This is a genomic window from Microcoleus sp. D3_18_C2 (genome assembly GCF_036702395.1).
Classification (GTDB): Bacteria; Cyanobacteriota; Cyanobacteriia; order Cyanobacteriales; family Microcoleaceae; genus Microcoleus.
In genome coordinates this window covers 1-21,649 of the sequence record NZ_JAUBTG010000017.1, presented here as the reverse complement: position 1 = coordinate 21,649, position 21,649 = coordinate 1, and the positions used below count along the sequence as shown (strand labels likewise).

The window sequence follows — 21,649 nt, the reverse complement described above, 5'->3', positions numbered from 1 at the left end:
CAAAATTTATGTACGACAATTCTACTCCAGATAACGAGCAAACTTCAAGCACCCCCAAAAAGTTTGATATCCGCGAGCATCTCGACAAACTGGAACCAGGTAAAGCCAAAAATTACTATATTTGCCCTGTTTGCGAGGGCCACAGTTTAGGGATTAACTCCAAGAACGGCAAGTACCAGTGCTGGACAAGCGCTTGCTCAACCGCTGATATTCGGGAAGCTATCCGGCCACTGGCTGAATTTTTAGCAGAGTGCAAAGAGGACAAGCCCGCGCCACAGGCACAGAAGCCAAAAACCAGAAAGAAGGAATACCTACCCGTACCAGTTCCGATCGGCGCGAAACTTCTGAGATTACCTGCACCCGGAAAGCCACCTCGCACCGAACAACCCAAATACGTTCCCAAAGGCGTTCCCGACAGTGCCACACAGATTACCTACGCCTACAGCGACACTCAAAAGGTTTTGCGGTTTGATTGGCCCGATGTAAGCAAACCAAAAGGACGTGACAAAACCTGCCGCCAAATTCACATCGACCCCAGTGGTAAGGAAGTCTGGAGCAAGGGTGATGCTCGCTGGCCAGCATATCGGATTGATGAAGTTATCGAACTACTAGAAGCACTACCAGACGGTGAACCCGTTCTCGTTCCGATACTTGAAGGGGAAGACAATGTAGACCGTGCGAGGGGTATCGGCATTGCAGGGCTAACTATGCAAGGTTCCAATTGGAGCCATCCCGAAATTCAGATAATGCTCGAAACTCTGCAAGCGACAGGCAAAAACGTCAGTGTTGCAGTGTTGCGCGATAACGATGACGCAGGTATCAAGAAGGGTCAAGAAGTTTGGCTGGTTGCCCGTCACATCCAGTTCCCTTGTGTGGTTGTTGACCCGCGTGTCATCTACCCAGATATTCCAGATGCGGGAGACATCCGAGAAATCTTGGAAGCCATAGACAGCGAGGAATTCATCCGGCTGGTAGAGGAAGCAGTCAATAACGCTGCAACGGAATTAACTCCTAATATTTCTTTAACTCCTCACCCGCGCACGCGAGAAGAAGTAGTATGCCAGAAGTATGACAGTAGTATAAACGACTACATCCCAGACACAGCGCCGACTGCACTGCAAAACTTCGTACAGAAGGCAGAGGCTGCACTTTACTCAGGCGGTCACTGGAAATCTATTGGAGGTCAGCTTTATCACTATGTCGGCAGTCACTACGAATTGCGATCGGAGTCCGAGGAAAAGCGCCGTATCGGTGACTGGCTCAATACCTACGCGGAAAAGGTAAAGGGTGTTTGGGTTAACAACCGAGCCAAGTCTAGTAACGTCGCTGAGGTTCTCAACTGGGTTGTGAATCGGAATGCGGTTGACCCAAACAAGATAAATCCTGACGGTTTGAACTGCTCTAACGGGGTAGTGAGGATTAATCCTGATGGCTCCCACTCACTTGTGCCACATGACCCTAACCAGGTCTATACCTACGTCGGGAGCAAGTATGACCCTGATGTTGATAGCGCCGATTGCGATCGCCTTTTAGAGTGTCTTGAGCCAGCACAGCGCGAGATATTCCTGCGGACTGCTGCTGCTGCGTTGAATTTGAAGCTGGTACGGTCAAAGTTGACGGGCAAGGGAGTCAAAGGTTTGTTGTGCTACGGCGAGGGGTCTAACGGCAAGGATACGCTGCGAGCTGTGTTGGCCGCTGTCTTTGGGCGGGGGATGACCGGGAAGTCGCTGTCAGATTTCAAGGCTTACGACGGTGGACGTAAATTTGCACTGGCTACCATTGAGGGCGGTGTCTGTAATTGGGCTTCTGAGAATGCTTCAAATGTGAGTCTTGACGCTCTCCAAAGTCTTAAGCAGTTCATCACAGGCGACCCGATCGATATTGAACGCAAGGGTAAGGACAGCTATGAGTACAAGCCGACAGCTATCTTTTTGGCTAACTGCAATAAGCTACCGTCCATCACTGGGGGGACGGCTGCTATTGATGACCGCTACGGCATCTTGAGCTTTAGGAAAACTTACAAGCGTGGCGCTGTCGCGTCTCAGGGTGAGTTAGAAGCTGACCCGCGTTTTAAGGATGACCCAGACTTTATTCTGGAGCGGATTGCGCCGGCGATGCTCAACAAGATGTTGGAGCGGATGCCGCTGTTGTTGGCTGAGGGTATTGACTACAAGGCGACCCGTGAGGCGATGCGGGAAGCTCAAGAGGAAAGTCGGCACTTGTGGCAGTTTGCCCGCGAGGTTGGACTGGAATTTAACCCAGAGGGCAAGGTCTACATTGGAGACCTTTATAAAATCTTGGAGGACTGGTATCTGGAGAATGGGTGGTTGACTATTGACGACTCTGGTAAAAAAACTAAAAAGTCATGGGAAGCTGAATCGCCCTATGACTCACCAGTGAAGAAGTCTCAGGATTTGTATTTGCGCTTGCGGGAATTATTCCCCAAGATTGAGCGGCGCGTTGATACTCAAGAGCGTTACGGTCACAAATTTATTTTTGGCTTGAAACTTGTAAATTCATCGCAAGTATCGCAAGGTTCTTGCATAGAGCCAGTTTCATGGCAAGGTTCATCGCAAGGTGCAAGGCAAGTGACTTGCGATGGCACTTGCGATGAAACCCTTGTACAGAAACAACCTTGCTATCCTTGCGATGAATCTTCACCTTTTACAGAATTTTTGCAATGGTTCTCAAATCAGCCACAAAGCGAGCGCGAGAAAATGGTCAAAATACTCACTCAATCTCCGCAAGCTCAGCCCCCATTAAAACCGGAGTCAGAGCCTGCAGTGACATCAGTACCTGAAGTTATCAGCCCAGAGGACGCAGAAAAAATGCGAGACATTGCACTAATCTGGTGGCCAGAGTACCGTTCTGAACATTTACAAGCCCTGCTTACTCAAATGTTCGGATGGAATACTCCGGGACGGAAATACAGCGCTGCTACTATCACTGACTGGTTGGAGGGAGAAGACGAGTTAGTCCGCGATCGAATTGCTGAACTCATCCGTCTCCAAGGAAAAATTTAGCCACTGCCTGACAACTAACGACTGAATCCCATCCCCCTTAATTGGGGGATTTTCGTGTCTACAAGTTTTGTCTACAAATTGTTGACAGTGTAGACAGTTGTCAGTTAGTGTAGACAAATACTGTATACATGTGTCTACAATGAGTCAAAGTCAAGTCGTATCGTTTAGGGCTTCTGGTCACTTCCTGAACTGGATAGAAGCTCAGAAGCTAGACAGTGAGTCGCTTAGTCAAACTGCACAACGCATTCTCAAGGAAGTCTCAGGCACGTCTACAGCGCTGTCTACTTTGTCTACACCTATAGTGTCTACACTGTCTACGGATTTGTCTACACGAAGTAATGATAGCGTCGCGTCTACAGAAATTGTAGACACTGTAGACAAGGTTGTAGCCGATCGCCTTGACACCGTGATGGAGCGGATGGCCGCCATTGAGGAACGGCTGGGAAAATTGAGTGCCTGAGTGACGGCAACGATGAATCACTCAGGCAGGAATTGAAAGCGGCCAACAAGCAGCTTGCAGAATGGGATAAGGAACTGAATGAGTTACACGAGCGCAACGGCGATTTAGGACTGAAGGTGCAGATGTTGGAGCAAGAACTCAAGGAAGTGCAGCGCGATCGGCAAGCAAATAAAAACTCGGCTCCGACCGTCGCAGAATTTCCAGAGCCGGCCGACCTGCTTAACAAGTTGAAGACCAGACGCAAAAAGTCCGGCGCAAACTTGGCAGATATGGAGGCAGTTTTGGACATACTCAGCTACTTAGAAGAGTAGGACTGAGCTAAAGATGAGCGGAAAACCAGACTCTCGGTAGCTTAGTCAACCTGAAACCCTTGCTACGCAAAAGGATTACCTAACGGGTACGGCAGGACTTGAACCTGCGGCTCGCTGCTTAGAAGGCAGCTACTCTATCCAACTGAGTTACGCACCCAACTCAAAAATCGCTAACAAGATTATTGTATCGGTGCAGTGTGCGATCGAGCAAGTAAATTATTTGATGACTTACGCAGAAACCGCTTTTATCTAGAAAAATATAGCTTGCAGCGCGATGGTTAGGGAAAAAAACCAAGATGATGAGAGTGCCTTTGCCTTCAAGACTGTATCTGACAAAAGCTGGAGGGACTCACCTGCAAACAGCCCAATTGGAAATTTACAATCAAAACTAGGTAGGACTTGATACTCCCCACTGAGGAATCAGGGGGATTGTTGAATAAGACCACAAAGGGACTTTCAAAGGCGTTATCAATGCGCCTCTACCCACTCAGCATGGACGAATCCAAGCTTTGCGTATACTTTTGGCTTTTTTCGGCTTTCGGAGTCCATCACTTATGCCAGATAGGTACGCTCCACATTTTGATATTTTTTGTCAGTTAAATAGGCTGACTGCTCAAATGCAGTAGTGGCTTACTGTGCCGGAATCTCACCGAAACTAAAATGTTTCAACACGTAGATGGTTATTCTTAATCGCTGCACTTATCATATCATTGCGACTCAAGTTGCGATCATTCCACGGCGACGGTCGTCGCAGCCGCTTTCCTCCCCATGTCGGTAGCCCGGGGCTTCTCCCTCGTTTTTTGGTGAACTCGGGTAAAGTATTTAGAGGTCGAGTTGAAACCCCAATATTTGGTCGATCGCATATCTCCCCAAATTAAGACGGAACTCAGACAGCAAAAGAGTCACAGGTGCTTTTTCCCAGATGTCTATTGGTTATGTTAACATCCCGTAGTGGCAAAGCCTAAAACGCTGACCACATTACCGAAAAACCAGAGATCGTCCCCTGATTTGAGGTATGAGTTGAGCCAGAATGACTAATTTGCTGATATTGAGTTATGTTGGCTAACATTCTGCTCGACTTGATATTTGATAAAAATGTGGTAGAACTAGGATTGAAAGACTCAGGTGAAAATCCCTGATGGTACGGAGCCTCTATATAAGCTTCCTCTACGGCATCAAAGCAAAACAGTCAATCGCCTGCTCGGCACGAGCGCGAAAATCAAGCGTTGCCAGTACAGCAGTCGTAAATTGTGCGCGGGGGATTTTCCTTCGTGCATTGATTTATACGCCAAGGCTGAGAGACAATCTCAGCTTAGATAATTGTTAGCATTTGTTAGCAAAAAAGTATCGGAACGCTTGAGGAGAGCACCATCTCTGGGTGATCGGGAGCAATCCTGCTAATTTAAGTGGACTCGCTGAATCAAGAATCCCTTCGCCTTTAGGCATCGGGAGTGTCAAAAGCACAGCACCTCGGCCATGACAGGAGTCAAATCGCAGTGTCATGTTTATTCTGAAACGGCAGGATGTTGAAATAACCAATTTTCAACACCCAAAACGGGATCAACAAATTCCCATTCTCAATTATCAGGGGCAGACTTTTCGCCTGATCAGCGCCTTCAACGGCAAGCAAGCAGAAGACGCCAGAGCCTTGTGGCGGGACTTAACCGACAACCGAGGCAAAGCCTGTGTTCTGCTAGAAGAGCCGGATAGATATAGCGTCTGGGGAAAAGTCCGTTTAGATCAGCTTGCCGGTGAAGAACCGGCAGGGAATGAAGCAGCCAAAGCACCACTGTTCGCGCAGGCTTGTCTGCTGCTCCTCCAAGCGGTTTACTTCGATGTAGAAGACCTCTTAGGCGCAAGGCAAGCCACATCGTTTCAGAAAGATATCGCCAAGGTATTTCAGCAGGGAAACTTCCCCCAGGCAGACTCCCCTGATGCGATAAAAAACTGGCTAACCGTTAGTCCCTTGCAAAATCACAAGGTGCCTCCTTGGCAAGAGCAGCATCTCAAGACCTTATTGCAAGAACTCCACCGCTTGGGCAAATCATATTTTGGCAATACGGACTTCGCGGAGGGAGTGAGCGATGTGCTGCAAGATATGCCAGCACCGGATCGGACTCAGTTTCTAGATTGGCTGAAACAATCAGCCCTCAACAAGTTGTGGATCGCAGGATAGAAAATCTGTGACAATTGCTCAGACAATTGGGTCGAGATAATGGATCTTAGATAATTGCACTGTAGGGGGTACGCGATATACAGGTTGGATGGCCAACTTGTATTGACCAACCAAATTGTTGATTCGGTTTGGATGCCACCTATGGTCTGGCAATTTAACTAAGTTTCGATCGCATTCCCCACCTAGAATCATTGATATGAGTAGGGGAATGGGAAAGCAAAAAAACAGATACCTCAACCTTTGAGGGTATAATTTCAGAGATAGATTTGGTACTGTAAAAACCTTAAGGGTGGAGACATCTACCGTATGTCTATCATTATATTTCCGGGTACAAGATCGACTAACAACTAATTTATTGAATTAGTAAATAGATATTATTCTTGCTTAGTCTTTCTATAGTGTACGAGGGCAAAAGCCCCGACGACACACTGAGGACGCCAGTTATCCCGGAAGCGTCTGATCGAGGTTTTTTAAGGTTTTTGGCGAAAGAATCCTCATCTCCAATCAAAGATTGAGATGGGGTGCGTTCAACCGCTAGTTAGGTCTCGTGGAATCCCTATGAGTAGCACTTCAGAAAAGTCATCTACATCTTCATCTTTACTGTCAGCTCAGACCCTAGTGATTGTGGGCATTGTCTGGGCTGTCATGGCGCTGCTGTTCTTTTTGCTGTTCAGCGTCCCCCTCTCAGCAGAAGAGGGTTTACCTCTGTGGTACTCGATCGGCACTTATATTTTTGAATGCGGAGCATACTTGGGAGCGGCTTTAGTCTGTTTTAGAAACTGGCAAAGCCCGCACATGGTCAGCGGGCGCAACGTCTGGCTGGGCATTGGTCTGGGGATGCTGTTCTATTTTATCGGCGGTGTGCTATTTGGCATTTGGGAACTGTATTTCGAGGCCGACCCGGACGTGTCCCCCGCAGATGCCTTTTATCTGGGCAGCTATGTGGTACTGATTGGGGGCATGGTGATCGCTGTGACTTCCAAACGGCTGAATCTAGAAATTTGGCAGTGGGCTTTGTTAGCGGGAATTGCAGCCTTCGGGATTGCTGTAGCTATCTGGGTTGCTGCACCTGAGTCTTGGAGGCTACAGCTAGGAATGTCTCCAGCAGCCACCCAGGAAGTAGTGACAGGCTCTGCGCCAGCGCCAGGAGCAAAAGGGGCTGGTTTAGAAAATTCGTCCAACTCAATGGTAAAAGGAACAGCCGCGACTGCTGCTAAATCCGCACCCGAAGAAGAAGAAGAAGAAGAAGAAGCAGCAGAACAAAGTAAAACTCCCGCATGGGTAATAGCACTTGACAAGCAACTGTCGCCTTACGCCTATGCAATCAATTTGTTTTACATCGTTGGAGACGTTTTTCTGCTGATTATTGCTACTGCATTGCTGCTGGCGTTTTGGGGAGGACGTTTTTCTCAATCTTGGAGAATGATTGCGGCTGCAACTTTTTCGCTTTACATCGCAGATATGTACTTTAAATGGCGGGATACTCAGGCTGAGGGTAGTTATCAAAGCGGAAGTTTGCTGGAAGTCTTTTTTGTTTTCAGCGCCATCCTGTTCGGAATTGGAGCTATCTTGGAACATGACATCTCAACCCGTTCTCGCCAGAGCAGGCGCAGTCGTCGCGCAGCCTAGCGATTTGAGATTGGGGTTGCTTTGGCAAGCGATGGGGACGCGAAAGCTTTTTTGCCATTGTCAGCATCTCTGAGCTTGAAATCGAAAAGGAAAAATCACAGTTCGCTGACTGCTCGCCTGCGTCTTTTCACGTCTTTTTGCTGGAAAACTTGGCATGACGCCTACAAAACTCTCCGATTCAGACAAACGCGAACTCATCAGGCTGTACCGACAGTCCAACGAGAATACTATCACTCTGGCAAAGCGCTACGGAGTGAGCAGTTCGACTGTGAGGCGCATCATTCAGGGGGCTTTGTCGGAGCCGGAATACGAATTTCTAGTGCAGCAAAAACAAAAGCGTTTGTCCGATCATCGCACAAGTGTTTCTGAACCGACAGAGGCGACTACTGAGTCATCGGCAGATGGCGAAATCGATCCTGTAGCTGTTCCCCTGTCGGAGTCAGCCCCCCTCCAGCAGTCAGCCTCAAATTCGAGACCGACGATCAGAAAGCGTTCTGAATCAGTCCCTGAACCAGTTGCAGAATTGGATGTTTCTGATGTGCCAGATGTCCCAGCAGCCAATTTTGCCGATCGAAGCCACCGCGCTGTTGTGACTGGTGAACTAAAGGCAATGCTGCCAGCAGAAGGGCTGCTGGCAGGTGAAGACTTTAGCGATTTCGAGGATGAGGATGATGAGGATGATGAAGACGATTTAGATGACGACTTCGACGAAGATGTAGAGGATGAGGACTCTCTGTCTGAAGGCAGTCTCCTGGGTTCATTATCGTCGGGGGAGTCGCTCCTCTTCGAGGGCTTCGCTAACGAGCTTCGGGGTACAGGACTAATTCAAGTTTTGCCTTTAAGCGAAGCATCTTTGCCCAAAATTTGTTATTTGGTGGTCGATCGGGCGGCAGAGTTAATCACCAGGCCTCTAAAAGCTTTTGGCGAACTGGGTCAAATTCCGGCAGCGGAAATTCGCGAGAAAACCCTGGCAGTGTTTGACAATCACCGAGTGGCCCGCCGATTTGCTACTCGCAATCAAAGGGTTTTCAAGATTCCTGACAGCAGTATTCTGCAAAAAGCAGCGCCTTATTTGCGAGCTAAGGGAATTACTCGGTTGCTGATTGACGGTCAGGTATATTCCCTGTAAGGGATCAAATATATTTAATATTGTACGGTGTCAGATTCTTCTGGAGTGGCCGGAAATTTAGGACGCGAGTTTTGGGAATCTGAAAGGTTCCACAGCGGTTGCAGTAGCGCACCTCCGATCAGTCCTGCACTCAGGCTCATTGCCAATACTACTCCTACGGGCATTTGTATCGATTGAAAAAAGATAAAGTTTAAGGATACTGGGGCGGCATTTTGCACTGAAATAATGCCGATCGCGCTGACTAAAATTGCTACTAAAAAACTAATGGCGAGCAGAGGAATTGTTTTCATAAACCGGTTGACAGGCTAGTAATTTAACTTGTATAATTGTTTTATAATCGGAATATGTGTGAAAATTTTATTTTTGCAAACACCCCATTATTTAATAATATACAATTTTATCTGGATAAAAGTCAAGTAGATTCGGAAAAAATTTAGGAATTTTTTAAATTAATTAAAAATAAATAGATAAATTTACAAATCCCCAACTTTAACAAATCCCAGTGTATTGCAAATATATACAGCGGATTCCAGGTTTATAAAGTACACCCCAGAAACCGGGTTTCTTCTGGATTTCTCGCCAGAAACCGGTTTTATTCAAGAAACCCGGTTTCTCTGTACTTCACTTACCTGGAAAGTGCTGTAACTGGCCCAGCAGTATCGATGATTAATGTTCAGAGGCTTTGCCAGAGTTATCAAAAATATGTAAGGTGCGCCGAAGCGCACCTCACAATCCCAAGCACTAGGGGAAAAACCCCCGTTGGAATAGGTAGAAAGTTAAACAGGTTCTAACTGGGCAATTACCTTTTCCATGTGTTGGGCAACTTGGCTTTCTTTTTCCACAGAATTGGTTTCCATGTAAACGCGCATCAAGGGTTCAGTTCCCGAAGGCCGCAGCAGTACCCAGCCACCGTCTTCGAGATAAAGTTTAATCCCGTCTTTGCGGCCGATTTCCTTAACGCGGATACCTGCTACTTCTGTGGGGGGATTCTTGGTAAAAGATTCCAAAACGGCTGCTTTGTGGGCTTCTTCTAGGTGCAAGTCCAAACGTTTGTTGTACAGGGGGCCGTTGGCTTCTTTAATGGCTTCTTCGACTAGCTGAGAAAGCGGTTTGCCTTCATAGGCGATCGCCTCAGCAACTAGCATATCAGCCAAAATCCCGTCTTTTTCGGGAATGTGACCCAAAACGCTCAAACCGCCAGACTCTTCGCCACCGATGAGCACCGCAGTTTCGCGCATTTTTTCGCCGATGTATTTAAAACCGACTGCGGTTTCGTAGATTGTTAAACCGTACTTGGCGGCTAAATTGTCCAGTAAATGAGTAGTTGCGACTGTACGGACGATCGCCCCAGTCAAGCCTTTATTCTTAACCAAGTGACGCGCCAGCAGCAACAGCACGGTGTTTGGAGTCAAGACATTTCCCAACTCGTCAACAATACCAAAGCGATCGCTGTCGCCATCGGTAGCCAAACCCAAATCCGCCGAATCCTTCTTAACAGCTTCCACCAACTCGACTAACTGTTCCCCCTTGGGTTCGGGCATTCCGCCCCCAAACAGCACGTCGCGGTAGGTATGAAAACTTTCGACATCGCAGCCGCAGTGTTCCAAAACGCCGTCGAGATAGCCGCGAGAAGTCGAGTAGAGAGCGTCGTACTTCACCTTCAACTTAGCAGAGCGAATCCGCTCCACATCGATCAAAGTATAAAGAAACTTCAGATATTCGGGTTTCGGGTCAAAACTGGAGATTTTATCGTTGTGGCTGCCTTTAGCTGGGGCATCAGAAGCACCAGCAATATTTGCCACAATTGTATCAGTAATTTCCGGGGTAGCCGGGCCCGCGTAGTCGGGGATGTATTTGATGCCGCAGTAAGGTGCGGGATTGTGCGAAGCCGTGAACATCAGGGCCCCTGCGGAGTTGAGATGCTTGGCGCTGTAGGCGATGACTGGTGTGGGGCAATCTCGATCGACCACTTTCACTGTCCATCCCAAATCTGCCAATACTTCCGCCGAAGTGCGGGCGAACTCGTCTGCCAGAAAGCGGGTATCGTAGGAGACTAGAACTGGGCGGTCTTTGGTGTAAGCGGTTTCTAGGTAACTGGCGATCGCCCGGGTGACTTTTCGCACGTTGGCAAAAGTAAAGTCATGGGCAATCAGTCCTCGCCACCCATCGGTTCCGAACTTAATTTCTGTTGAATTGCTGCTAGCGCTCATTTTTTCCACTTCCTCTCGTCCTACTAATCCTACCCGAAGCCATAGCCTTAAAGACATACCGGTCGTGCTGTTTGTGAGGATCGATCGCCCGTGGGGCCCGCATCAACCTAATCCTCTCGTTGTAGGGACAGGCTTGGGCCTCCGACAGAGGACTCGAACCCGCCGGATTTGGCAAAATGCGCGGGCTACCGGGCGAGTCACTCGCTAATTCTGGTTTTGAAGGGTAGGTGGTCGATCGAATGGACGACGATCAATTGCGGGCGATTCCCTACGGGATAGCTTCGCTTCACGGGGAAGCTAAGGATCGCGAATTAAATAATTTACACTCTTGAAAGTGGGATGGGCACTCTTAGCCCGTCCAGAAAGGGCGGGCTAAGAGTGCCCATCCCACAAGAACCATCACGCATTCTAAGTTATTTAATTCTCATTCCTAAACAACGGATCACAAAAAACTGCCCTGGCAATGGCATTAACTAAATGCACATAAATCTGATTCTCATCTCCAATTTAATTTTTTATTTAGAAAAGCCGATTGTTAATTTTTTTAGGGTTTCATAACAATCGTCAGGCTCACAATACAATTCTAATTCAGCTATAGAAATAAATTAACCAAAGTCACCCTTAGAGCGTGCTGTAGCTTAGCTTGTTTAATAGATTAGGGCGATAGACCAAAGCGCTCCCAAACCAACATCAAGTATTTCAAGCAGCAGTTTTTTTGAGATAGACTTGACTTTAATTATTCGATTTTAAGACAAATTAAATTTATTTGCAGCCCTCTTTATAGGTCAAAAAAATCACTTAGGATCGCGATCACAGGGTGATGGTGATCGATCACACAATAAATAACGTTATTAACGTGCAACTTATAAAAGATGCAGGCAGTCGAGCCAAATGGCTTATAGCTTTAAGCGTAATGGCTGATGACGGTCAGCGTACAAATGCAGAAAATTGTAGTTAACAACGTTAAAAATTAGGGGAATCGATCGGGTGCGACTTAATAAAAAAACGAGGTTTATCATGACGGGTATTTCACAAATATCTTCAAAATCTTTACCAGCAGCCGACCAATTTCAACAGGGCGCAAGTCAGGCGTCCCAATGTATTACCGAACTGGACATTGACCAACTCCCAAAAGCTAAATGTGTCAGCGTTTCTTCCTTCGCAGTTAGCTGGGCAAAAAAATATTACAGTACAGTGGCGACAAGAGAGAACCAAGCGCCACGCCAAATTCTCCCAAGCCTAGATTTAACTAATTTTGAGGGCAATAGAGCCCCCATAGTTGACAAATTGACAGATACCCTGAAATTAGCCAGCGAGATAGCTTGGAGTAGAGTAGAAGCTCTTTTAGAGACACAAATAGAGCGACACGCGATCGATCCAAGTTTAATTAATTCTTTAGAAATTGCCGCCGATTCTCGCACCTTATATCGGAAAGCAATAGACGCTTATGCGGATAGAGAACCTATTTTCCGCTTGTCAGTGCTGGTGGGAAAAGATATTATCAAAGTGAGGCGAAAATACTCAAAGACAGATCCGTTAGTGCTGGGATTTGTGACAATGGAGTTTCAATACACTAGCAAAATCTTGTTAGGATGTCTTTCGGAGTCAGAGAGAGCGGAATTTGCGCCCTACTTAAAAGTTGTAGACGACTATCTGCACATTCCCTACGGAGAGATTAACGAGGCGGCGGCGAATCAGCCCCCGAATTCAAGAGCTCTATTAGCCGTTCAGCATTTGTTGCAGCACACGACTCAGATTGCTAGTGCAGTGTACGATCGAGCTAGTGCCCAGCATCAAGGATACCGCAGCAGCAGCGGGTATTTGAGCGATCGCGAGGTAAAAATTTCTGGTATCCGAGATGTCGAGATTTTTCAAAGCTATTTGTGCTGGTGCGTTTTGGAAGGTAGCATTCACCCGGTACAGCAAGAATTGTTTCCAATTTGCGTGATGTTGTACCCGAAACTTCATGTAAGTTGGGAGTTAGTGCAGGATATGCTGCTGATTTTATTTTGGGAAATATGTGAGCGGCTTCCTGCTGAAGATTTAACGGTATTTGTACCTTACTTGCGTACTTTGACAGAGCTGTTTTCCAGGGATGTTTTTGATAATTAGGTAATTGATAATTGGTAATTGCTTCAAAATTTACCAGTTGCCTATTTAAAACTAAAAGCTGCGACTGCCAAACATCCCCAACCAACAATAAAAGCAACTCCCCCCAGCGGCGTAATTGCACCCAGCCATTTGATGTCGCTCAAACTCAGGGCGTACAAACTGCCTGAAAAGATGATTGTGCCGGCAATAAAAGCCCATCCAGCCACTGCAAAAAAGGTTTGAGACTCTTGGGCGCGGCTCAAGAGTAAAGCGACGAGTAATAGAGCCAAGGCATGGTACATTTGATATCGGGCGCCGGTCTCAAAAATGTTTAAAGCTCGATCGCTCAATTGATTTTTCAAAGCGTGGGAGGCGAAAGCACCGCCTGCAACGGATAAACCTCCGAATACCGCTGCGACTGCTATAAAAATACGAATTAAAATTAGCGTTGACATAATATTTATTGAATTGGGAAGAAGGAAGTTCGGCAACGGATTATGTAACGGATGTAACGGATGTAACGGATGTCAGGAAGAGGCCAGAAGGAAGGAGGAAGAAGGAAGAGGGAAAAACATCTAATTGTTGATATCGAAGGTGCGCGGTGCGTGCCTTACTTGTCATTGTGAGCTGCCGCGAAGCAATCGCATAGTAGAGAAGAGATGTTCACGGGCCTAAATCTGGGAATGGAAGGTGCGCGGGGCGCACCCGATGTTTATGATAAATTATCTTTTTGGCACATATTTTTAACCTATTTCCGCACAGCTTCTAGCAAGCGAGAATAGTAAAAGCTAGTGCTAGTCATCGCTGTTCTGTTAATAACAAAACCATTGTTTTCTAGGATTTTGATAATATCAGCTTCGCGGTGCTGGTAAGCCCGGGTAGTTTTGCTAGGGCCGGGGAAAAGTTCACCAATTTTTTTGAGGGCGGTGAGTGCTAAAGTTTTGGGTGCAAAACTAAGAATTAGTCGCGATTCGGCGATCGAACTTAGGTGTGCGATCATTTCCGCAGCCTTATTTTGAGGATAGTGGATGAGTACATCCAAACAAATCACTGTGTGGAATTTGCCGGTTAAAGCTTCCAAATCTTGGGCGGCGAAGGAGATGTTGTAGAGCTTGCCGGGAACTGCTGTCGATCGATCGTAAGCTTCTGCTACCATCTTTTCAGAAATATCGCTAGCACAAACAATTGCCCCAGCTTCAGCCAGGGGAATGCTCAGAGAGCCTACACCGCAGCCGGCATCGCAGACACAAAGCCCGGGCAAATTGCCGTCAGCTTGCAGCCATTTGATGACTGTATCCACCGTTTGCTGATGCCCGGTGCGGATGTCTAGCTGAACTTTATTGACTTTGCCCTCGCCGTAAATTCGCTGCCAGCGATCGAATCCCGTCGAGTTAAAATACTGTCTAACTATAGTCTTGTCGTCTACCAAATTCATCGATCTGCCTGCTGCTGATTTATTGCCAACGGTTAGATATTATATAGCAATACGGTTCGGAAAATGTGCAACTTGCAACAACCGATTTTAGATGGGCGATTTGAGATTTTAGATGCAAACGGCACATCTAAAATCTCAAATCGATCGGGTGATACCAGTTCGCCCATTCCCAATTCTTCAATTCTTTAATTTAAAATGGTATAACAGGTTAAAATAACCGATGCCAAGTCAATTGCTTTGTCGCAGCATTTAAATTCCAGCGCAACAATTGAGTTGCAGATTTGCCAATAATTCCCGAAATTCCGATCGCCCTTCTCGGAGATTCAGTTGCCAGGGCGATCGCACTTTCGGCATCGCAAATTCCCCACTCCACTAAATTCTGCACTCCCGCCAACAGCGGCAGAGTTGTACCCGCCAAAGTAGCAGATTCCAGGACTGAGTGGTAATCTAATCTTACCCAAGCTGTACCTTTTCTGACTTCAATTTGTCGGGAATCCCAAGGATAAACACCATCTGGCAAACCCAAAGGAGCTAAAGCATCGCTCACCAAAAAAACGCCTTTTTCATACCTACCAGCGCGCAGCAAAAAATCAATCATTGTCGGAGAAACGTGCTTCCCGTCAGCAATTAAACCGCATTTTACCCCCGGATAAACAATCGCCGCTCCCAACAAACCCGGTTCTCTGTGGTGCAAACTCGGCATTGCATTAAAAGCGTGAGTTACCATTGAAGCTCCCCGATCAAATGCTTGCTGTGCTTGCTCTGCCGTCGCTTGGGAGTGTCCAAGGCTGACGGAAATTCCCAAACTTTGCAAATAGGAAATGACTTCGCCAGTGCTGTCTAACTCCGGTGCTAAAGTAATTATTTTGACAATATCGGCACAATCTCCTAAAACTTGCTTGACATTTTCTATAGTTAGCGGTAACAAAAACTCAACTGGGTGAGCACCTCGCTTCTGGGGGTTGAGAAAAGGGCCTTCGAGGTGAACGCCGATAATTTCCGCTGTTTGGGCTTTATTGGTTGCGGCAACAGTAGTTTGTACAGTGCGGATATAATCAGCTATAGTCGAGAGCGATCGCCTAAACTTATCCACCGAAGTTGTCACCAATGTCGGCAAAAAAGCATCGACTCCCTGATTCCACAAAAATTGACAAATTTTCGGCAAAATTTCAATATGCTCGATTTCTAAATCGGGAAAAGCAAAACCGAGCGCCCCGTTAATCTGCAAGTCAACACCGCCCAGAGAAATCCAATCGCCTGCTACATCAACGACTTGCAAATGAGGAGGACAAATCCGTTTAAATACGGCGTCCATCGGCAAAACTTCTTGAATGATTCCCGTTTCGTCAACAGCAAGCATCTGCAAATCCTTGCAGCCGGGGAGGCGAGCATTGAGAATATCTGTGGGGGTGGCAGTTGGGGTTGTGGCTTCAGTCATCCGAGTTTAGATTTTAGATTTTAGATTTTAGATTTAATATTCGCTACGGATAAATCCGGTGGCTGGTGAGGAGGGGGAGCTTTTTGCTTTTTGCTGGCTGCAGGGCTGCTCAGACGGGGGCTGGTGGCAAAATTGCTTTTAAGGGTCAGTTTTGGTACAAAATATCTAAATTTGAGTTAACGCAATCATTTAAAATTAGCATTTATCTGAAATCTGAAATCTGAAAATTGCATGAATCAAGCGACAGTTGGAATTATTATGGGTAGCGATTCGGATTTGCCAACCATGAAAGATGCGATCTCCGTTTGCGAAGAATTCAGTGTTGCTTGCTCCGTGGCGATCGTCTCGGCGCACCGCACCCCTGAGCGCATGGTGGAATACGCCCAAACCGCGCACCAACGAGGCTTGAAAGTCATTATCGCAGGTGCCGGGGGAGCGGCGCACCTCCCAGGTATGGTAGCATCTTTAACCCCCTTGCCAGTAATTGGGGTGCCTGTACCGAGCCGCCACCTGCAAGGGATAGATTCGCTGTACTCGATCGTGCAAATGCCAGCCGGGATACCCGTAGCAACAGTGGGGATCGGCAACGCTAAGAATGCTGGCTTGCTGGCAGTTCAGATACTGGCAGCTCATCAGCCAGAATTGCTAGAGCGAGTTTTGCATTACCGCAAAACTTTGTCCGAATCTGTACTGAAAAAACAAAATCAACTAGAAGAGCTAGGCTATCATAACTATCTCAATCTCAACAAATAATCCATAAACTTTTGTAGTAAGATTGGAAAGTTTTCCGAATATTGCTGAGCTTACTAGCCATAAAGAGGGTAAAAGTGATTAAAATGACGGTCGGAAAGAAAAAGTCCAAACAAGTCAGGCCGGAGGCTTTAAATTTGCCAGCAGCTAAACTTTTTACGAAAGTCAACAGGTTGAAGAAATTACAAAGGGCGATCGCCCGCCTCACTCCAAGTTGGCAAGCCTGCATACCTTTAGCTGCAATCATCTTCTTGGTGTGGGGATATGCGGCGGTAGCCCAAACCCCTGCCACGCCAACCACCGAGGAACAATTAGCAAGCCTTAAGGTGGGCATGGATACCATGTGGGTCATGGTGGCGGGGATGGTAGTGTTCTTTATGAACGCCGGTTTCGGTATGTTGGAAACCGGGTTTTGTCGCCAAAAAAATGCGGTTAACGTGCTGTCCAAAAACTTGATTGTTTTTGCGCTTTCTACGATCGCATATTGGGCGATCGGCTTTGCCTTAATGTTCAGCGACGGCAACGGTTTTATCGGCAGCAGCGGCGGATTTTTCCTGTGGAACGTAGCTGACAACAGCCCTGCCACAGGAGACGCTTATCAAGGCATTTTCAGCGCATTAAACTGGACGGGAGTCCCCCTCAACGCTAAATTCTTTTTCCAATTAGTTTTTGCTGGAACTGCTGCCACGATCGTTTCTGGAGCTGTTGCAGAGCGAATTAAATTCCTGGAATTCTTAATTTTCAGCTTGCTGCTAGTAGGAATTGCTTACCCGATTACCGGACACTGGATTTGGGGCGGTGGCTGGTTGGCAAAAGCAGGCTTCTGGGATTTTGCCGGTTCGACAGTGGTTCACTCGGTAGGCGGTTGGGCGGCTTTGATGGGAGCGGCATTTTTGGGGCCGCGAATCGGCAAGTACCGCGACGGCGATACTGTGGCGATGCCGGGACACAATATGAGCATTGCCACCCTGGGCTGTTTGATTTTGTGGTTGGGCTGGTTTGGGTTTAATCCCGGTTCGACAATGGCAGTCGATCCAAATGCGATCGCCCACATTGCAATCACCACCAACACGGGCGGCGCCTTCGGGGGAATTGCTGCAACGATTACTGCTTGGCTGTACCTGGGCAAACCCGACCTTTCGATGATTATCAACGGCATCCTCGCAGGCTTAGTCGGGGTAACAGCGAGCTGTGCTTGGATCAACGTGCCCAACTCTGCCATTATCGGCACGATCGCCGGTATCCTGGTAGTTTTCGCCGTAACTTTCTTCGACAACTTGAAAATTGATGACCCTGTAGGCGCAACTTCAGTTCACTTAGTCTGTGGCATCTGGGGAACTCTGGCAGTAGGGCTGTTTGCGGACGGGCCTACCACTGGACTTTATACCGCAGGCCCGGCAGCCGGATTGCTTGTGGGCGGAGGTTTCGGTCAACTCTGGGCGCAGTTGGTCGGCATTATCTCTGTAGCCGGGATGACCGTGCTGCTGAGTACGATTTTTTGGCTGGCACTCAAAGCTTTGCTGGGTATCCGCGTTTCTGCTTTAGAGGAGGCTGAAGGTTTGGATATCGGCGAACATGGGATGGAAGCTTACACGGGGTTTGTGAAGGAAACGAGCTTGGACAACAGAAGTGAGACCAGCTACGGCGGTTATGGTGGGGGTTCTGGAGGCAAGAGTAACAAACTGTAGATCGTGCGCTTGATCGACCAATTCAGCTTTCCTGTCCTAGATTAGCTATTTATCAGCTAATTCACGCCTTTATTCAGAGAAACCACACTCTGAAATAGCCACTAACTTATGGCTGTCTATCGTTGTGCTCGCGTTTCAATCTTCGATACGAACGCGGGCATATTTTTATTTTTAGTTGACCTTTAAGGGCTGACATATGGCGTTGCACAATTTGAGGATGATTATCCCTCTTCTGTCACTTTCGGCAAGAAATAATCGGGAAGGCTTATAGCAGAAGACTTTTACCAAAAATCTTGATTTGGGCCATTCTGTTAGAAAATAAACGCTCAAATGCTAGCTCTATCTACAGTTAAAAATTTGGCTCATTTTTATTTTTCCAGGGTGACAGAAGAGGGTTATGGTGGGGTGTCCCGCCTGCTGTGAAAATACAATGGACGGTCTACCCGAACAAATCAGAGAAAAAAATCAAAATCATCTCGCTATTATGCAACGCCTTAAATATAGTAGTTTCCGATTGCATGAGATGTGCGTCGGTCATTGGTAATGGGGAATTGAGAATCTGTAACTAACGAACTTTGCAAGCTGGTGTATTGATTAGAGTTTACCGGCAATGGCTTTAAGTTCTTCAACGAGGCGCTTGTTCTTGGGATTCGTGCTGCCATCAAGGCGGGCGGAGACAACAGTGATTATTTCTAGTATATCTTTAGCTAAATCCTCGTCACAGCTAGTATTTTCGGTTTGATTTATAATCACTACCTCTGTCCCAAAGTGTTCGCACAAATTAAAAATTATTTCAGAACCAAATCTCAGCAGTCTGTCTTTGTGAGTTAATACCAACCTTTCTACTTGATTATCTGCGATCGCCCGAATTAGATGTTGTAAACCCTGCTTACTGTAATTAACCCCAGAACCTACATCCTCAATGATTTGGAATTGCCACCCCTGAGATGCACAAAACAATTCCAAAACTTGTTTTTGTCTGTCTAAATCATCTTTTTGGTTGTGACTGCTAACCCGAGCGTAAGCAATGGTTAAAGCGCCGTTGGGTTTTAAGCCAAGAAGATGAGCTAGGTCATAGCGTCTGTGACCGTTAGCGGTGCGTTCCGGTATTAGCTTGCCTTCGGCTTCCCATCTTCGCAAGGTGGAAGCGCTCACACCTTTAAGTTTGGCTGCTTCAGTTATAGTTAATTTTTTCATTTTTGGATTTTAGCATCAGAAATGAGTAATTTCGGTGAGTTTTAGATAGATTTTTGTTGAGATATGCTGATTGGACAAATCCGATTCCGGTGCCAGAAAGTTTGGTAGGCAGATTTTTTATGGTAAAGTAGTGCGAAAAAGTAAAGTTCTGCATCGCCGCCCTTGCCCAATACAGCACAGTGCTTGATTCTTACAAGAATTGAGGCTTTAATTGAGCGGTAAAATTTGATGCAGCAATCAGTGCAAATTATTCGGTGTGAGGCCTGCAAATAGCTTGAGTTTATGGAGAAGTTCGGAGGAGGTAGCAGAAGTAGAACTCATAAATCCCTCTTAGGGATGGAAGTTAGCCGATCGAAAACTGTTCCGGTTTGGGCTTTGCTATCTTTGGTGACGAACGGGGTACTGATACTTACAGTCGCTCAACTACTGCTGCAGGGAAACAACTTGACAGAAAGGTTCCAGGCGAATGATGCGGTGACGGCAGAAGCGGCCCAGGAACAAATTGGCCAACCGGCGATCTCTACAAAGGCAGTGCTAGACGTGCCCGTTCCCGGGCCGCGACATAAATGGACTTACCAGCAGTGGGTGACGCAGTTGGGTCGCGAAGCTGAGGCGGTGGCGGCGAATCGACCCTCAAGATTGAGTGTTTTGGCTGGGGATTCTCTCAGTATGTGGTTTCCGACTAAGCTGTTACCAGTCGATCGAATTTGGCTGAATCAAGGGATTTCGGGGGAGACTTCCCTGGGTTTGCTGAAGCGGTTGCAGTTGTTCGATCGCACTGCGCCGGATACAGTGTTTGTGATGATTGGGATTAACGATTTGTTGCGGGGGGCGAGCGACGAAGGGATTTTGGACAACCAGCGGCAGATTATTCGCGATTTGCGGTGGGCGCACCCCAAAGCACAAGTTGTGGTGCAGTCGATTTTGCCCCACAGCGGGGAACAAGCTACTTGGGAAAATCGCGATCGGCTGTTGGCGATTCCTAACAGTCGGATTCGGGCAATAAATCGACGGCTGAAAGAAATTGCTAGTTCGGAAAATGTTTTGTATCTGGATTTGCACCCACTGTTTGCGGATGCAGACGGCAATTTGCCAACTGAACTCAGCACAGACGGCTTGCACCTTAACGATCAAGGTTATCTGGTTTGGCGATCGGCCCTACAACTATTCGATCAGATGCAGTTGAAAAATGAGTCATGAGTCAATCGACTTTAGATTTTAGATTTTAGATTTTAGATTTTAGAATTGAAGCATTGACCCCACGGATAAATTCGGGGGGAAGGATAAAGTAACATTCTCCCTAACTCTCCCCCTCTACTCCTCCCACTCTCCCCAATTCAAAACTCCCGCCTTCTCCTCGACACCCCCTCTCCGATTACTCTGTTGTCACTGGCTATGTCAAGTAGCGACTGATACATTAAGAAATATGATAGTTAGCTATTTAGTATAAGGTGATACAGAATAACTGTTTGTACAAATGGTGGAATCCAAAAGGCACAGACCATTGGATTGATAGTTGACGAATTTAGATGAGTCCGGCTATACGAAGTCGGGAGGTTGAGGATTGGGGAATTATCTATTGAAGATTTGTTCCGCTAAAACACGGACTTAAAACCAAATAACTATTGCATCTAAAATCCTCGCATCTAAAATCGGCTGGGTCTTCCCGGAAAATTGCTGAGTATTATAAAACTTCATTAAGTTTATAAGCAGTAGTAAGCAAGAATGATAATATGTAGTCAGGAGGTTAACAATGAAACTACCTGACTACGCTAAAGCAATAGGCATAAGTTACACAACTGCGTGGCGGTGGTGGAAGGCAAATAAACTACCACATCCGAGAGATGGAGGCTCTGAATGCAGCTAACAGAGAGACACATCATTAAATCGACGGAACACCGTTTCGCCCAGATTGACGAACTAGCCTTCAAATCCAAAAACCTCTACAATGCCGCCAATTACGTTATTCGTCAGAGCTTTATTTATGGATGGGGTTATGTCAACTACAACGAAATGAACCGCTTGATGAAGTCTTAGGAAGCGTATAAAGCTTTACCTGCTAAAGTCAGTCAGCAAATATTGATGGTACTAGACAAGAATTGGAAATCGTTT

Annotated in this window: 16 protein-coding genes, 1 tRNA gene and 1 pseudogene; 11 read left to right on the top strand and 7 right to left on the bottom strand. The window is 46.9% G+C overall.

Annotated features, from left to right (window positions below; translation table 11 throughout):
* The first annotated feature begins 8 nt into the window (after window positions 1-8).
* The 3 genes from QUA88_RS12990 (at window position 9) to QUA88_RS12980 (ending at window position 3,794) form a co-directional block, all read left to right on the top strand.
* Entirely contained in the window at window positions 9-3,023 is a 3,015-nt protein-coding gene (locus QUA88_RS12990) for a DUF5906 domain-containing protein (protein WP_333055852.1), read from the top strand.
* A gap of 139 nt (window positions 3,024-3,162) precedes the next feature.
* Window positions 3,163-3,483: a hypothetical protein gene (locus QUA88_RS12985; RefSeq protein ID WP_333055853.1), complete on the top strand. Its 321-nt coding sequence runs from the start codon at window positions 3,163-3,165 to the stop codon at window positions 3,481-3,483.
* A 32-nt stretch (window positions 3,484-3,515) separates the two neighbouring features.
* Window positions 3,516-3,794 (top strand): flagellar alpha dynein, encoded by a 279-nt coding sequence (locus QUA88_RS12980; RefSeq protein ID WP_333055854.1) that lies wholly within the window; start codon window positions 3,516-3,518, stop codon window positions 3,792-3,794.
* Window positions 3,795-3,877: 83 nt separating this feature from the next.
* Here QUA88_RS12980 and QUA88_RS12975 read toward each other — a convergent pair.
* Window positions 3,878-3,951 (bottom strand) — tRNA-Arg (locus QUA88_RS12975).
* A gap of 1,344 nt (window positions 3,952-5,295) precedes the next feature.
* Between QUA88_RS12975 and QUA88_RS12970 the strand changes: the two genes are divergently transcribed.
* From QUA88_RS12970 to QUA88_RS12960, 3 genes are all read left to right on the top strand, one after another.
* Window positions 5,296-5,970, top strand: coding sequence for an Npun_F0813 family protein (locus QUA88_RS12970; protein ID WP_333055855.1), 675 nt, complete (start codon window positions 5,296-5,298; stop codon window positions 5,968-5,970).
* A gap of 558 nt (window positions 5,971-6,528) precedes the next feature.
* Entirely contained in the window at window positions 6,529-7,599 is a 1,071-nt protein-coding gene (locus QUA88_RS12965; RefSeq protein WP_333055856.1) for a hypothetical protein, read from the top strand.
* Between the two features lie 154 nt (window positions 7,600-7,753).
* On the top strand, window positions 7,754-8,728 hold the full coding sequence (locus tag QUA88_RS12960) for a hypothetical protein (RefSeq protein ID WP_333233020.1): 975 nt from the start codon (window positions 7,754-7,756) through the stop codon (window positions 8,726-8,728).
* Between the two features lie 14 nt (window positions 8,729-8,742).
* On the opposite strand, the gene QUA88_RS12955 is transcribed toward QUA88_RS12960, so the two are convergent.
* Both QUA88_RS12955 and QUA88_RS12950 read right to left on the bottom strand, forming a co-directional pair.
* Window positions 8,743-9,018, bottom strand: coding sequence for a LapA family protein (locus QUA88_RS12955; protein ID WP_333055858.1), 276 nt, complete (start codon window positions 9,016-9,018; stop codon window positions 8,743-8,745).
* A 486-nt stretch (window positions 9,019-9,504) separates the two neighbouring features.
* A complete protein-coding gene (locus QUA88_RS12950; protein ID WP_445299605.1) occupies window positions 9,505-10,995 on the bottom strand; it encodes a phosphoglucomutase/phosphomannomutase family protein in 1,491 nt (496 codons plus the stop codon).
* A gap of 960 nt (window positions 10,996-11,955) precedes the next feature.
* Here QUA88_RS12950 and QUA88_RS12945 point away from each other — a divergent pair.
* Window positions 11,956-13,050 carry a hypothetical protein gene (locus QUA88_RS12945; RefSeq protein ID WP_333055859.1) on the top strand — a complete coding sequence of 365 codons (1,095 nt, stop codon included), beginning with the start codon at window positions 11,956-11,958 and terminating at the stop codon, window positions 13,048-13,050.
* Window positions 13,051-13,091: 41 nt separating this feature from the next.
* Here QUA88_RS12945 and QUA88_RS12940 read toward each other — a convergent pair whose 3' ends face one another.
* The 3 genes from QUA88_RS12940 to nagA form a co-directional block, all read right to left on the bottom strand.
* A complete protein-coding gene (locus QUA88_RS12940) occupies window positions 13,092-13,484 on the bottom strand; it encodes a DUF423 domain-containing protein (RefSeq protein ID WP_333272033.1) in 393 nt (130 codons plus the stop codon).
* Between the two features lie 293 nt (window positions 13,485-13,777).
* Window positions 13,778-14,464, bottom strand: coding sequence for a magnesium protoporphyrin IX methyltransferase (gene bchM / locus QUA88_RS12935; protein ID WP_333055861.1), 687 nt, complete (start codon window positions 14,462-14,464; stop codon window positions 13,778-13,780).
* A gap of 208 nt (window positions 14,465-14,672) precedes the next feature.
* Window positions 14,673-15,902, bottom strand: coding sequence for an N-acetylglucosamine-6-phosphate deacetylase (nagA, locus tag QUA88_RS12930; RefSeq protein ID WP_333055863.1), 1,230 nt, complete (start codon window positions 15,900-15,902; stop codon window positions 14,673-14,675).
* 231 nt (window positions 15,903-16,133) lie between these two features.
* On the opposite strand from nagA, the gene purE reads away from it, so the two are divergent.
* Together purE and QUA88_RS12920 are read left to right on the top strand one after the other, a co-directional pair.
* Window positions 16,134-16,655 carry a 5-(carboxyamino)imidazole ribonucleotide mutase gene (purE, locus tag QUA88_RS12925; protein ID WP_333272028.1) on the top strand — a complete coding sequence of 174 codons (522 nt, stop codon included), beginning with the start codon at window positions 16,134-16,136 and terminating at the stop codon, window positions 16,653-16,655.
* 83 nt (window positions 16,656-16,738) lie between these two features.
* A complete protein-coding gene (locus QUA88_RS12920; RefSeq protein ID WP_333272100.1) occupies window positions 16,739-18,340 on the top strand; it encodes an ammonium transporter in 1,602 nt (533 codons plus the stop codon).
* A gap of 594 nt (window positions 18,341-18,934) precedes the next feature.
* On the opposite strand, the gene QUA88_RS12915 is transcribed toward QUA88_RS12920, so the two are convergent.
* Window positions 18,935-19,537: an IS607 family transposase gene (locus tag QUA88_RS12915; protein WP_333272025.1), complete on the bottom strand. Its 603-nt coding sequence runs from the start codon at window positions 19,535-19,537 to the stop codon at window positions 18,935-18,937.
* A gap of 282 nt (window positions 19,538-19,819) precedes the next feature.
* On the opposite strand from QUA88_RS12915, the gene QUA88_RS12910 reads away from it, so the two are divergent.
* Entirely contained in the window at window positions 19,820-20,737 is a 918-nt protein-coding gene (locus QUA88_RS12910; protein ID WP_333055869.1) for an SGNH/GDSL hydrolase family protein, read from the top strand.
* A 657-nt stretch (window positions 20,738-21,394) separates the two neighbouring features.
* Window positions 21,395-21,649: pseudogene (locus QUA88_RS12905) on the top strand (RNA-guided endonuclease TnpB family protein); the annotation flags it as partial.